The organism is Acuticoccus kalidii, assembly GCF_021556395.1.
In the GTDB taxonomy this organism is placed as follows: Bacteria; Pseudomonadota; Alphaproteobacteria; order Rhizobiales; family Amorphaceae; genus Acuticoccus; species Acuticoccus kalidii.
On sequence record NZ_JAKGCS010000036.1, the window covers coordinates 739,811 to 752,887 of the forward strand.

Consider the following 13,077-nt stretch of genomic DNA (forward strand, 5'->3'; position numbering starts at 1 on the left):
CTGTCGCTGGTGGCCCAGCAAGCAAAATGCGTGCCGGGAACAGTCAACGCTGCCAGCTTGGATTGCATGGCTGGCAGGGAGAATAAGCAGACAAACCTAACGTCGCCAAGTTTTTGAAGGGACTTTCGTATGAAGGATGTCAGCGGCGCGGCTTCCGGCCGCTACCGCAGGGCGACTACCGTGGCTCGGGCCGGCAACGACCCGTACGAGTTTCACGGCTTCGTCAATCCACCCGTCGTGCACGCCTCCACCGTCCTCTTCCCGGACGTGGAAACCAGCGTGAATCGGACCCAACGCTATCAATATGGTCGCCGCGGAACTCCCACGACTGACGCTTTATGCAATGTGATGAACGCGCTTGAAGGCTCGGATGCGACCTTCCTGGTGCCGACGGGACTGGCCGCCTGCACGGTGCCGCTCGCGTCGGCGACGAAAGCGGGAGATCGCGTTCTCGTTGTGGATAACGCTTATGCACCCACGCGTAAATTCTGCAACGGCTTTCTGACGCGCTTCGGCGTCGAGGTGGTCTACTTCGATCCGCTGGACATCGAGACCTATGATCGGCTGCTCGAAAAGCCGACCGCCGTCGTTTTCCTCGAGGCGCCGGGGTCACTGACCTTCGAGGTGCCGGACGTCCCGCTTCTCGCCCAAAAGGCCAAGGCCGTGGGCGCGACCGTGATGCTCGACAACACCTGGGCATCGCCCCTTTATTTCCGGCCGCTCGACCATGGCTGTGATATCTCGATGCACGCTGCGACAAAGTATCTCGGCGGGCATTCCGACCTTTTGTTGGGCACCATCTCCGGCAACGGCGAGGCGATCGAGAAGGTCCGCGAGACGTGGGACGAGTGGGGCGAGCACGTCGCGCCCGACGACGTCTATCTCACGTTGCGCGGGATCAAGACGCTCGACGTCCGCCTCGAACGGCATGCGCGCAATGCGATGATCGTCGCCGAGTGGCTGGCCGCCGATCCGCGCGTCGACCGCGTTCTGTATCCCGCTCTGCCGGGCGCGCCGGGGCACGAGATCTGGAAGCGCGACTTCACCGGTGCGACCGGCCTGTTCGGCTTCACCCTGAAGGGCACGCGCGAGGCGGCCGCCCGTGTCGTCGATACGCTCGAGATCTTCGGGATTGGCTTTTCGTGGGGTGGCTTTGAGAGCCTCGCGACGCTGCCGAACGTCCAGGCCGTCCGCTCGGCCACCGCATGGCCGGAGGACGAGCAGGTCATCCGCATCCATATCGGGCTCGAAGATCCTCAGGATCTCATCGAGGATCTCGAAAAGGGGCTGGCGACGCTCGGTTGAGCCGTCAGGCCGTTTCCGCGAGCGCCGAGCGGCGCTCGCGGAAAATTAGCCAGAGATTGCGCGCGTAGATCAGGATGCCGGCACCCTGACCGGCGATGAACACGGGGTCCTGCCGATAGAGCGCGTAGACGAACAGGATCGCCCCGCCGGCGATCGAGAAGAACCAGAACGCCACCGGCACGACCGACCGTCCGGCCTTCTCCGACGCCAGCCATTGAATGATGAACCGGGCGGAAAACATCGCCTGCGCGAAGAAGCCGATCGCGATCCACACGTCGAACTGCTCGACGAAAACCGCGTGGAACCAGTTCGCGACGTCCGCCACGAGGTTACTCATTCACTCTCTCCAGAATGACTTCGGTCGCCTCGGGCCGGCGCGCAGCGCGGCGGCGCAGCCACCACACACCGAGAAGATCGGGCAGTCCGACCAGGGCGCGATCGAGGACGCCATATTTGGACGCGCCGGTCGTGCGGGGCCGATCGGCGACGTCGACGTGCGCAATGCCCCAACCCTCACGCATGAACAGCGCCGGATAGAAGCGGTGATTGTTGTCGAAAAACGGAAGCGTCAAATACGGATCGCGGCGCATCGCCTTGAGGCCGCAGGCCGTGTCGCGCGTGTCGTCGGCGAGGAGGGCGCGGCGCATGCGATTCGCGATCTTCGAGACGAGCTTCTTGCGCCAGCCGTCATGGCGGCGCAGCCGCTGCCCGGCGACGATGCCGACCGTGGGATCGGCGAAGAGTGGGGCGACGAGATCGGCGAGATAGCGCGGATCGTTCTGTCCGTCCCCGTCCATCGTGACGAGGATGTCACCGGAGGCGACACGGGCGCCGGCGCGGATCGCCCGCGACTTTCCGCCGGAAAAGGGGTGCGTGACGAGGCGGACATTGGCCAGGCCGGCCGCTCTCACGGCGCCGGCCGTGCCGTCGGTCGAGCCGTCGTCCACGACGACGATCTCGAACGGCTCGGTGAGCGGTCCGGCGTTGATTTCCTCGAGTAGGTCCGCGATCGAGCCCGCTTCGTCCTTTGCGGGAATGATGATCGAGATCGCGGGACGCTGGGGCGTGCGGGCTTCCATGGGCCTTTCCGGGATCGGGCCACGGTGCACTGCACGACAGGCCGTAGCGAACCCGATACAACTGTTGGGATGTCTTCAGCAAGCGCGCCGGCTGGTCCGACGCGTCGATCGGAGGGTTTTCCCCTCAAGGAGGCTTCGTTTCAAGGGCGAAGAGGTCGAAAAAGGCTCAATTCGACCGGATCGCCCTTCGAAATGTTGAAGCCCTCGACGACACCGACTCGCTCGAGCCGCACACCCTGACGCGCGGCCTCGGCCTCCACCTCCGGCACGGACCGGGCGCGCGAGGCGATGATGGCGCAGCCGTCGCCGACCTCCTTCACCGCCTCTTCGGGGGACAGAAGGCCGGTGTCGGTCCCGGCGAGGAAGATCATGCTCGGCTCGTTGAAGCCGATCGAGATCAGCCGGGCGTTCTCGCATCCCGCCGCGGCGCGCGCCGTCTCGACGAGGCGCGGGCTGACCCATACCGGCGCGAGATGCGGCAGGGCGATCCCCCAGACGGCGCTCTGCGCGATGATCGCCGCGGCGAGCGCCGGTGCGAGGACGCGCGGCGACAGGAGCGGAACACCGCGCCAGATCGCCATTGCCGCGAGGACCGCCGCGATGGCAGCGACCAGCGCGAGCGCGATCGCCGCATAGGGCAGGGGCGCATCGAAGGAGAGATAGCCGGCGGGAATGACGACCACGAGGGCGACCGGAATGACCGCCAGAAGGAAAGCCGAGACGCGGCGCAGGGCGAGAGGCGGCAACGCGAGCGCCAGCGCCGCGACGGTCGCGAGCGCGATCCCTGGCACGACCGGCAGCGTGTAGTGAGGCAGCTTGGTCGGCACGATCTCGAACACGATCCAGGACGGGACGACCCAGGCGAACGCGAAGAGGAAGACCGGCTCGCGCCGCTTCCAGATCTTCCAGACCGCCGACAGCGCGAACGGGGCGAGCGGCCAGGCGACGGCAAAGAAGAGAGCGAGATGGGTGAGCGGCGGCGCGCCGTGCCCTTCCTGCCCCGTCGCCGCCTTGCCGAGAAAGTCCCGACCGAGCGCCGCGGCGAAGAAGGCGCCATCGGTCGCCATATAGATCGCGACGAACCAGGGAAGCACGATCGCAAGCAGGATCGGGACGCCGATCAGCGGCCGGAGGCGGGCGAGAAGGCTGCGGTCGGAGACGATCGAGAGGGTGAGGATGGTGAGCACCGCCACCATCGGCGCGATCGGTCCCTTCACCAGCACCCCGAGCGCCAGCGCCACCCAGAAGAGAACCGGCATCGCCCAGGTTTTCGCTTTGTGGAGCCAGACCCGCGCCAGCGCCCCCTGCATCGCAAGCACCGTCGCGAGGAGAACGGCATCCGTCTTCGCCAGGCGCGCCTCGACCCCCATGATGATCGTCGCGCCGAGGAAGGCGCCGACCGTGAGGGCGGGACCGAGCGGCAGGAACGCGCGCGCCACCCATGCCGCAAGGAGCATCGCGGCGATGGCCCCGACCAGCGAGGGCAGACGATAGACCCACAGCGGCGCTGCGGCGCCATCGCCGCTCGCCGCGACGGCTCCCGCCTGCAGCCAGTGGATGCCGATCGGCTTCTTGTGCCGTGGCGCCTCCTGGAAGCGGATGCGGACATAATCGCCGGTCTCGATCATCTGCTTCGTCGCCTGCGTGTAACGCGGCTCGTCGCGGTCGATCGGCGGCACCGTCGCAAGGCCCGGCACATAGGCGAGCGCGATCGACACGAGGAACAGGATCGCGGCGGCGACGAAGAGGCCGTGCGCTTGGCGGCCGGCGCCGTTGTCGGGGCCGGAGGAGGTGGGGGCGGCTTGCATAGCGCGCGCATCTACTCCCGCAAACGGACCGATGTCCATCGGCCTTGATGCACGAATGCGTCAGCCGGGTCGCGCTCATATGGCGCAGGCGCGCAACCCCTGCTATCTCGCCGCCATGCCCGTGTTTGCCCAACTCACCGACTTCCACCTTCGCCCGCCCGGCACGCTCACGCTGGGCGAGGTCGACACCGACCGCCTGGTCTCCGCCGCGATCGATCGCGTCAACGCCGAGCATCCCGAGATCGAAGCCGTCCTCGTGACCGGCGATCTCACCGATCTCGGCGAGGAGGAGGCCTATAATCGTGCCGCGATGCTTCTCGCCCGCTTCGCCGTTCCGGTCCTCGTGATCCCCGGCAATCATGACCGCGCGGACGTGATGCGCGACGCATTCGCCGCCTTCCCGGGCGTCGCCACGGCTGCGGTCGACGGCAAGATCTGCCACGCCACCGAGATCGGCGGGGTGACGGTCGTCTCTCTCGACACGCTCGTCGCGAATGCGCCGCACGGCACGGTCGGCGTCGAGCAGCTCGACTGGCTCGACGCGACGCTCGCCGCCGCGACCGGGCCGGCGCTCGTTGCGATGCATCATCCGCCCTTCGCCGTGGGGATCGGCTTCATGGACCGGGTTTCGCTGACCGATTCGGCAGCGCTCGCGGCCGTCCTCACGCGCCATCCGAACGTGATGCGCGTCGTCTGCGGTCATGTTCATCGCACGATCGTCGGCGCCGTCGGCCGCGTGCCGGCGATCGCCGTGCCGGGCGTGGCGCACCAGGTGCACCTTTCCCTCTCGCCCGAAGCGGGGCCGGCGCTGGTGATGGAGCCCCCCGCCTACGGCATCCATATCGTGCGCGACGGGGAGACGATTTCTCACGTCGCATATGTCGACGATTACGGCCCGCCGATCCCAGTGGCGCGGGGCCAGACTGTGGAGGCGGTCCAATGAGTGTAGCCGAGCAACGGGCGTCGAGCCCCCTTCCTCTGACGATCGAGGACGTGGAGGCGGCCGCCGCGCGCATCGCGCCGATGGCGGTCCGTACCCCGCTTTTGTCGAGCGTGGCGCTCGACATGGCGACGGGGGCCGAGGTCTTCGTCAAGGCGGAGTGCTTGCAGCGCACCGGCTCGTTCAAGTTCCGCGGCGCCTATAACCGCCTCGCGATGATCCCGGACGCGGACCGCGCGCGGGGCGTCGTCGCCTGCTCGTCGGGCAACCACGCGCAAGGCGTCGCCGAGGCGGCCCGCCTCTTCGGCGTTCCGGCGACGATCGTGATGCCGAACGACGCGCCGGTCATCAAGCGGGCGCGCACCGAGCGTTCCGGCGCGGTGGTGGTCCCCTATGACCGCGTGACGGAGGACCGTCTCGCCATCGCCCACGAGATCGCCGAGCGGACGGGCGCGACCTTCATCCATCCCTATGACGATCCGGGCGTGATGGCCGGGCAGGGGACGATCGGCCTCGAAATCGCCGAGGATCTCGCCGCGAAGGGCATCGTCGCCAACCGCGTGATCGCGCCGGTGAGCGGGGGCGGGCTGATCGCGGGCATCGCGACCGCGATGAGCGAGCGGATGCCGGGCATCATTTGCCAGCCCGCCGAGCCGGCGGGATTCGACGATCTGACGCGCTCGCTGGAGGCCGGGGAACGGGTCGCCAACACGGCGCGGTCGGGCTCGATCGCGGACGCGCTCCTCGCCGATATGCCGGGAGTGAACACCTTCGCCGTCCATCAGCGCCTGTTGCGGCCGGGCTTTGCGATCCCGGATGAGGCGATGTTGCGGGCGATGGGGTTCGCGATCAACGAGCTCAAGGTCGTCGGCGAGCCGGGCGGCTCCGTCGCGCTCGCCGCCCTCCTCGAAGGGCTGGTCGACGTGAAGGGGGAGACGGTGGTCGTCGTCCTCTCCGGCGGCAATGCCGATCCCGCCCACATCAAGGCCGCGCTCGACGCGGCCGCCTGAACGAGCGACGCGCCGGATCCCCTGAAACGGGGCCGGCGCGGCGTCGTCGATAGAGCGATCGGCCCGCGTGCGGGACCGATCCTAAGCGTGCATTGCCCGGCGCATCGTCTCGCGCAGCGCGTCGATCGGCACGAGCGCGCCGTCTTCGGCTTCGATGTGCCAGTAGGTCCACCCGTTGCAGGCCTGCTGATTGCGCACGGCCGCACCGACCTTGTGGATCGAGCCTTCATATTCGCCGGCGCGGATCGAGCCGTCGACGCGGACCTTCGCCCGCACCCCGTCCCGCCCGCCGACGAGCTCGTCGCCCACCTTGACGTGTCCGGCCTCCACGAGGGCGCCGAAGGGGATGCGCTTCGGCCGGCCTTCGCTGCCGATCTGGGTGACGTCCCGCAGGGGAACGACGTCCGAGATCCGTTTGCGGGCGATCGCCGCGTAGCTCGCGTCCCGCTCGATGCCGATGAAGCCGCGGCCGAGACGCTTGGCGACGGCGCCGGTGGTGCCCGAGCCGAAGAACGGATCGAGGACCGTGTCGCCGGGCCGCGTCGCGGCAAGGAGGATGCGATTCAGCAAGGCCTCCGGCTTCTGCGTCGGATGCTGCTTCGCGCCCTGATCGTCCCGCAGGCGCTCCGGGCCGGAGCAGATCGGGATCGTCCAGTCCGAGCGGTGCTGAAGGTCGTCATTGAAGACCTTCATGGACTTGTAATTGAACGTGTAGTCCGTCCGATTGCGGTCCGCGACGGCCCAGATCAACGTCTCGTGCGCATTGGTGAAGCGACGGCCGCGGAAGTTCGGCATCGGATTGGTCTTCACCCAAACGACGTCGTTCAGGATCCAATAGCCGACATCCTGCACGGCCGTGCCGACGCGGAAGATGTTGTGATAGGAGCCGATCACCCACAACGTGCCGTTCGGCTTCAAGGCTCGGCGCACCAGCGCCAGCCATTTGCGGGTGAAATCGTCATACTCGGCAAAGCTCGCAAACCGATCCCACGCATCGTCGACGCCGTCGACGCGCGACTGGTTGGGACGGAATAGCTCGCCCTCGAGCTGGAGATTGTACGGCGGATCCGCGAACGCGGCATCCACCGAGCCGGGTTCGAGCTCGGCCAACCGGTCGAGCGCATCTCCGACGAGAATCTCTTGGTTCAGAAAGGTGGGCCGGGACACGCCCCGTGCCCCGGCCATGTGATCGCTCATTGCGACGCAATACCCTCACGCAAATCGCAAGGGTTAAGGTAAGGCGAGTAAGTGAAGAGGTGGTTAAAGCCTTTCAGAGATTTCAGTTTACCATCGTTAACGTAGAGTGAACGGTTTTCTTAGGCCTGTTCTTCCGCTTCCTTCGCGAGGTCTGAAAGTAAGCCCGAAGCAACCGCGAGTCGACTGATGGTCACCGTCTCGTTGTCGACAATATCGGCAATCGCTTTGCGAATCCGTGGGGCGGTGCGACCTTGGCCGGCGAGCCACGTTTCGATCCGTTCATGGCCCGCTCCACTCGACGTATCCCGCAACACATCGACGGCGAGGTGGCGGTGGGCGTCGGCAAGACTCCGCCGGGCCCGATCGAGGGCGAGCCCGTCATAGTAGTCCTCGACGGAGATTTCCCGCGCGATCTGGTCGAGCGTTGCAATTTGGAAGGTGTCGTTAACCGCGAACCACACCTTGCCGGCCTCGATGAGGCTGACGCCGCAGGTCGAGGCCACCACCACGATGTCGAGCGCGGCCGAAGCCAACGGCAGCCGGGAGAAGAGCTGCGCGGTCTCCTCCGGGACACCCGCCGCCATGAACGTCTCTACTTCGCCCTGAAGGGCGGCGGCATCGGGCTCCGGCAGGATCTCGTTGAAATTGTCCCGCAGGACACCGATGGCGGCCTGGAAGCGGTCGACCACGGCGGCGAGGCCGTCGGCGAACGTCTCGTTGCGGACGAACCAAACCGTCGCGTCGAGAAGCAGCGCGCGCGCGTTGGCGTAGAGCGCGAGCTGGATGTCGCCGGGGACGACATTGTCGAGCGCGTCGGCGAGGGCGTTGATCTCCTCGAGGCGGTAGGAATCGCGCGCCGCCGCAAAGGCCCGCGCGATCTCGGAGACCATCGCCCCGGTCTGATCGCCGATCCTGACGACGAAGGTCGGCCCGCCGCGGTTGATCATCGAGTTGGCGAGCATCGTCGAGATGATCTCACGGCGCAGACGGTGACGCTGGATCTCGTCCTTGTAGGTCTCCGTCATCTCCGGCGGGAAATAGCGGATGATCTCACGGCCGAGATACTCGTCGTCCGGGACGTCGGACTGGAGGATGTCGTCGTAGAGGACGATTTTCGAGTAGGCGAGAAGGACGCCGATCTCGGGGCGCGTGAGACCCTCGCCGCCGGCCGCCCGCGCGTCGAGCTGGGCGTTGGTCGGCAGATCCTCGATCTCGCGGTCGAGCCCGCGCGGCTCCAACACCTCCATCAGCCGGCGCTGATAGCCGACCGCCTCGGTGTTCTGCCGCTTGGACAGCGAAATCGCGAGGGTCTGAAGATAGTTGTTGCGCAGGACGAGCTCGCCGACCTCCTCGGTCATGCTGCGCAGGAGGTCATTGCGGTCCTCACGGGTGAGCTTGCCGGTGCGCATCGCGTCGGCGAGGGCGATCTTGATGTTCACCTCGACGTCGGAGGTGTTCACGCCGGCCGAGTTGTCGATCGCGTCGGAGTTGATGCGCCCGCCGAGCAGCGCATAGGCGATGCGGCCCTTGTGGCTGACGCCGAGATTGGCGCCTTCGCCGACGACCTTGGCCCGCAGCTCCTGCGCGTCGACGCGGATCGCATCGTTCGAGCGGTCGCCGATCTCGAGATTGGACTCCGCGGCGGACTTCACATAGGTGCCGATGCCGCCGAACCAGAGAAGGTCGGCCTTCGCCTTCAAGATCGCGCGCAGCACGTCGATCGGCGTCAGCGCGCCGGCGCCCACATCGAGCGCGACGCGCGCCTCGGGCGACAGATCGATCGACTTCGCCGCCCGCGAGTAAATCCCGCCGCCCGCGGACAGGAGGCTGCGGTCATAGTCCTGCCAGGACGAGCGGGGGAGCGCGAACAGGCGCTGGCGCTCGGCAAAGCTCTTTTCCGGATCGGGATTCGGATCGATGAAGATGTCGCGGTGATCGAAGGCGGCGATCAGCTTCGTCTGATGCGACAGCAGCATCCCGTTGCCGAACACGTCGCCCGACATGTCGCCGACGCCGACGACGGTGAAAGGCGAGGTCTGGATGTCGTGATCGAGCTCGCGGAAATGCCGCTTCACGGCCTCCCACGCGCCGCGGGCGGTGATGCCCATCGCCTTGTGGTCGTAGCCGGCCGAGCCGCCCGAGGCGAAGGCATCGTCGAGCCAGAAGCCGTGCGCCTGGCTGATGGCGTTCGCCGTGTCGGAGAAGGTCGCCGTGCCCTTGTCGGCGGCGACGACAAGGTAGGGGTCGTCCTCGTCGTGACGCACGACGTCGACGGGCGGCTTCACCGTGTCGCCATCGAGATCGTCGGTGATGTCGAGAAGGGTGTCGATGAAGACCTTATAGGCCTCGCGCCCCTCTTCGGCGAACGCCTCGCGGTTCGAGCGATCGGGCAGTTTCTTGGGAAAGAACCCGCCCTTCGCCCCGACCGGAACGATGACGGCGTTCTTGACCTGCTGCGCCTTCACGAGGCCGAGCACCTCGGTGCGGAAATCCTGCGGCCGGTCGGACCAGCGGATGCCGCCGCGCGCCACCGCGCCGAAGCGCAGATGCACACCCTCGACACGGGGCGAATAGACCCAGATCTCGCGGAACGGTGCCGGACGCGGCAGCGCCATGATCGCGTGCGGATCGAGCTTGAAGGCGAACGTGCGCACCGGAAAACCGTCCTCCGTCTGGAAGACGTTGGTGCGCAGGATCGCTTCGATGAGGTTCTGGAAGCGGTGGACGATGGTGTCGTCCGCAAGGCTCGTCACGTCGTTGCAGAGATCGTTGATCTCCTCGACGAGTGCGGCGATCGCCTCCTCGCGCAAGCCGTCGTGCCGCTCCGGGTCGAGACGGGCGTTGAAAAGGTCGACGAGGGCGCGGGCGATGGCCGGATAGCGGTTCAGCGTCTCGGCCATCAGATCCTGGCCGTAGGGGATCGCCGTCTGACGCAGATAGCGCGACAGCGCCCGAAGGATCGCGATATCGCGCCAGCCGAGCCCGGCATTGAGGAGGAGAGCGTTGAACTCGTCGCTCTCCGCCGCCCCCTCCCAGACTGCGATGAACAGGGATTGCAGCTTCTCGGCGTTCCCCGCGACGTCGATCTCCTCGCCGGAAGCGACGGCGAGCGTCATGTCGTGGATATAGACGCCGTTATTGTCCTCGCCGGGCGTCGTCACGCAGAAGGTGCGCTCGTTGACGACGATGAAGCCCATATTCTCGAGGATCGGCACGCGCGCCGACAGGAGGATCGGCTCGTCCTTGTGGTAGATCTTGAGCGAGCAGCGATCCGGCCCGTCGCTCTCGCGGCGGAAAAAGAGGATCGCGGTCGGCGTCTCCTCGCTGATGCGCTCCAGGATCGTGATGTCGCGCACCGCGCGCTCGGCCGAGTAGGTGCCGCGATAGCTTTCGGGGAAGGAATCCGACCAGGCGGCGATCTTGAAGCGGTCGAGCCCGAGCTTGGGCGCGGCGAGTGAGGCGCGCAAGAGCTCGTCGGACCAGGTGCGGATGATCGCGGAGATCTTGTCTTCGAGTTCGCGCGTGTTGGGGCGCGGCGTCTCGCCGGTGCGGCGGCCGATGATGAGGTGGAGGCGGTTGAGGACACCTTCCGGCATCGCGAGATAGCGCGCCGAGACGTGACCGTCATAGGCCTTCGCCATCATCGCCTCGATGGCCTCGCGCACCTGTGTCGTGAAGCGGTCGCGCGGGACGTAGATGAGCAGCGACACGAACCGGTCGAACGGATCGATCCGGGGCAGCACGCGCACCCGCGGCCGCTCGGAGAGCTGCAGGATCGCGAGCGTGTAGCGGGTGAGGAGCGCCTCGTCGATCTGGAAGAGTTCGTCGCGCGGGTAGGTCTCGAGGATGTTGGCGACGGCGTTGCCGGAGTGGCTCTCGGGATCGAAGCCGAGATTTTCCATCACCCGCGCCACCTTGCGGCGCAGCATCGGGATCTCGCGCACCGACTTCGTGTAGGCCTCGGAGGTGAACAGGCCGACGATGCGCAGTTCGCCTGCGAGCACGCCGCCTTCGAAGCGCTTGACGCCGATATAATCGAGATGGGCGCGGCGATGGATGCGGCTCTGGACGTTCGCCTTGGCGATGAAGACCGGATCGCCGTGCTTCAGGAAGGAGCGCACCTCCGGCGTCATCGTGACGAGCTCGCTGCCGCGGCGCAGGACTTTGATGTTCGGATCGCGCAGGATGCCGAGGCCGGCATCGTCGGGCGCGACGAGTTCGCCGTCATCGGGCGAGCCGTCGAGCGTATATTCCCGCATCCCGGTCAGGATGAAGGCGCGCTGCTCGATCGTCTCGAGGAAGTCGATCGCCTCCTCGAGGACGTCGCGCGGGACGGGCGGTGGCTGATGCCGGTAACGCTCGATCGCCTCGCGGAGGAGCCCGCGCATTTTCGGCCAGTCGGCGACGGCGGCGTCGACATCGCGATTGATCTGCATGAGCGTGGCGCTCAGCGCCTCCCGCTCGTCCGGCTCGTCGAGCGGGTCGACGTGGATATGCACGAAGCTTTCGTGACGGTAGCCGTCACCGGCGCGGGCCTCGCCGTGGAAGCCGACGAGCTTGCCGTTGGGGTCGCGCTCGACCGCGAGGATCGGATGGACGACGAGATGGAGGTCGAGATTCTGAGCGTGAAGCTCGTTCTTCAGCGAGCCGAAGAGGAACGGCTTGTCGTCGTTGAGCGCCTCGACGACCGAAATCGTGTGACCGCTCTCCGCCTCGGTGATGCCGACCTCTTCCGGCGCCATCACGACGACGCGGGGGGCGCCCGTGCGACGATGCTGCAAGGCGGTCCACGCCGCATGGGCAAGACGCATGAGATCGGCAACGCTATAGCGCGCGAGATCCTCGGCGGCGGCATGGCGGAACAGAAGCTCGGTGAATGTGGCAAAGCCGACGTCGCTGTGCTCGTCTCTGACGGCATCGGCGAGGGAGCTGAGCTTGGCGTCCTTGGTCTCTTCGAAATCTTCGAGCATTTTGCTCCTCCGACGGGCTGGCCGAGGCCCACCCATTCATATCGCGTCCAAATGGATGCCCGATAAGACCGCGAGGGGTCTACCCATGGAACGTGAAGAAGCGGTGATATCGCTCGATCTCCCCCGGGCCGAGTTGTCCGAGGAGACGCAAGCGTACTTTGAAAAATGCCAGGAGAAGCTCGGTCTCGTTCCGAATGTTCTGCTGGCCTACGCCTTCGATGAAACGAAACTGCGTTGTTTCACCGAACTCTATAACGACCTCATGCTGTCCGAGTCGGATCTATCCAAACTCGAACGGGAAATGATCGCCGTGGTCGTCTCCAGCGCGAATCACTGCCATTATTGTCTGGTTGCCCATGGTGCGGCGGTGCGGGCGCTGTCCGGCGATCCGGCCTTCGGGGACACGTTGGTCGCAAATTATCGTGCCGCCGAGCTGTCGGATCGTCATCGGGCGATGCTCGATTATGCCTGGTCGCTCACCGTGCGCCCGGCGGAGACGACCGCCGAGGACCAGCGGCCCCTGCACGATGCCGGTTTTTCGGATCGGGCGATCTGGGACATCGCGTCCGTGGTGGGATTCTTCAACATGACGAACCGCGTCGCGAGCGCGACGAAGATGCGCCCCAATCGCGAATATTATGGCATGGCGCGCACCACATGACGAAACGCAACGGTCCGTTCAAGGGGCCGGGTCATCATCGCCGAGACACGAACGGCGGGACAAAGAGAGGGGACTGCGATGGATATCCATGAGCTCATCGCCAATGT

9 protein-coding genes are annotated in these 13,077 nt (G+C 66.4%); 4 read left to right on the forward strand and 5 right to left on the reverse strand.

The window, feature by feature from the left end:
• The first annotated feature begins 129 nt into the window (after positions 1-129).
• Positions 130-1,305, forward strand: coding sequence for a cystathionine beta-lyase (metC, locus tag L1787_RS24455; protein WP_235711716.1), 1,176 nt, complete (start codon positions 130-132; stop codon positions 1,303-1,305).
• A gap of 4 nt (positions 1,306-1,309) precedes the next feature.
• On the opposite strand, the gene L1787_RS24460 is transcribed toward metC, so the two are convergent.
• The 3 genes from L1787_RS24460 to L1787_RS24470 form a co-directional block, all read right to left on the reverse strand.
• Positions 1,310-1,642, reverse strand: a complete 333-nt coding sequence (locus L1787_RS24460) for a lipid-A-disaccharide synthase N-terminal domain-containing protein (RefSeq protein ID WP_235711717.1) — start codon at positions 1,640-1,642, stop codon at positions 1,310-1,312.
• Entirely contained in the window at positions 1,635-2,384 is a 750-nt protein-coding gene (locus L1787_RS24465) for a glycosyltransferase family 2 protein (RefSeq protein WP_235711718.1), read from the reverse strand. Before L1787_RS24465 ends, L1787_RS24460 begins: the two co-directional genes overlap by 8 nt.
• Before the next feature lie 140 nt (positions 2,385-2,524).
• Positions 2,525-4,192 (reverse strand): ArnT family glycosyltransferase, encoded by a 1,668-nt coding sequence (locus L1787_RS24470; RefSeq protein WP_235711719.1) that lies wholly within the window; start codon positions 4,190-4,192, stop codon positions 2,525-2,527.
• Between the two features lie 55 nt (positions 4,193-4,247).
• On the opposite strand from L1787_RS24470, the gene L1787_RS24475 reads away from it, so the two are divergent.
• Together L1787_RS24475 and L1787_RS24480 are read left to right on the forward strand one after the other, a co-directional pair.
• Positions 4,248-5,135 (forward strand): phosphodiesterase, encoded by an 888-nt coding sequence (locus tag L1787_RS24475; protein WP_235711720.1) that lies wholly within the window; start codon positions 4,248-4,250, stop codon positions 5,133-5,135.
• A complete protein-coding gene (locus L1787_RS24480) occupies positions 5,132-6,142 on the forward strand; it encodes a threonine ammonia-lyase (protein ID WP_235711721.1) in 1,011 nt (336 codons plus the stop codon). The genes L1787_RS24475 and L1787_RS24480 overlap by 4 nt, the downstream gene beginning before the upstream one ends.
• 81 nt (positions 6,143-6,223) lie before the next feature.
• Here L1787_RS24480 and L1787_RS24485 read toward each other — a convergent pair whose 3' ends face one another.
• Both L1787_RS24485 and L1787_RS24490 read right to left on the reverse strand, forming a co-directional pair.
• Complete coding sequence (locus L1787_RS24485; protein ID WP_439648314.1) at positions 6,224-7,339, reverse strand: site-specific DNA-methyltransferase; 1,116 nt, start codon at positions 7,337-7,339, stop codon at positions 6,224-6,226.
• A gap of 119 nt (positions 7,340-7,458) precedes the next feature.
• The gene (locus L1787_RS24490) at positions 7,459-12,309 is read right to left on the reverse strand and encodes an NAD-glutamate dehydrogenase (RefSeq protein ID WP_235711723.1); all 4,851 of its coding nucleotides are present in this window, start codon (positions 12,307-12,309) and stop codon (positions 7,459-7,461) included.
• A gap of 85 nt (positions 12,310-12,394) precedes the next feature.
• Between L1787_RS24490 and L1787_RS24495 the strand changes: the two genes are divergently transcribed.
• Positions 12,395-12,970, forward strand: coding sequence for a peroxidase-related enzyme (locus tag L1787_RS24495; protein ID WP_235711724.1), 576 nt, complete (start codon positions 12,395-12,397; stop codon positions 12,968-12,970).
• Positions 12,971-13,077: the final 107 nt, after the last annotated feature.

Bases quoted from the DNA above. Each gene is read 5' to 3' on its own strand.
- L1787_RS24480 (WP_235711721.1), top strand. From the start codon at position 5,132: ATGAGTGTAGCCGAGCAACGGGCGTCGAGCCCCCTTCCTCTGACGATC.
- L1787_RS24495 (WP_235711724.1), top strand. From the start codon at position 12,395: ATGGAACGTGAAGAAGCGGTGATATCGCTCGATCTCCCCCGGGCCGAG.
- L1787_RS24460 (WP_235711717.1), bottom strand. From the start codon at position 1,642: ATGAGTAACCTCGTGGCGGACGTCGCGAACTGGTTCCACGCGGTTTTC.
- L1787_RS24470 (WP_235711719.1), bottom strand. From the start codon at position 4,192: ATGCAAGCCGCCCCCACCTCCTCCGGCCCCGACAACGGCGCCGGCCGC.
- metC (WP_235711716.1), top strand. From the start codon at position 130: ATGAAGGATGTCAGCGGCGCGGCTTCCGGCCGCTACCGCAGGGCGACT.
- L1787_RS24475 (WP_235711720.1), top strand. From the start codon at position 4,248: ATGCGTCAGCCGGGTCGCGCTCATATGGCGCAGGCGCGCAACCCCTGC.
- L1787_RS24490 (WP_235711723.1), bottom strand. From the start codon at position 12,309: ATGCTCGAAGATTTCGAAGAGACCAAGGACGCCAAGCTCAGCTCCCTC.
- L1787_RS24465 (WP_235711718.1), bottom strand. From the start codon at position 2,384: ATGGAAGCCCGCACGCCCCAGCGTCCCGCGATCTCGATCATCATTCCC.
- L1787_RS24485 (WP_439648314.1), bottom strand. From the start codon at position 7,339: ATGAGCGATCACATGGCCGGGGCACGGGGCGTGTCCCGGCCCACCTTT.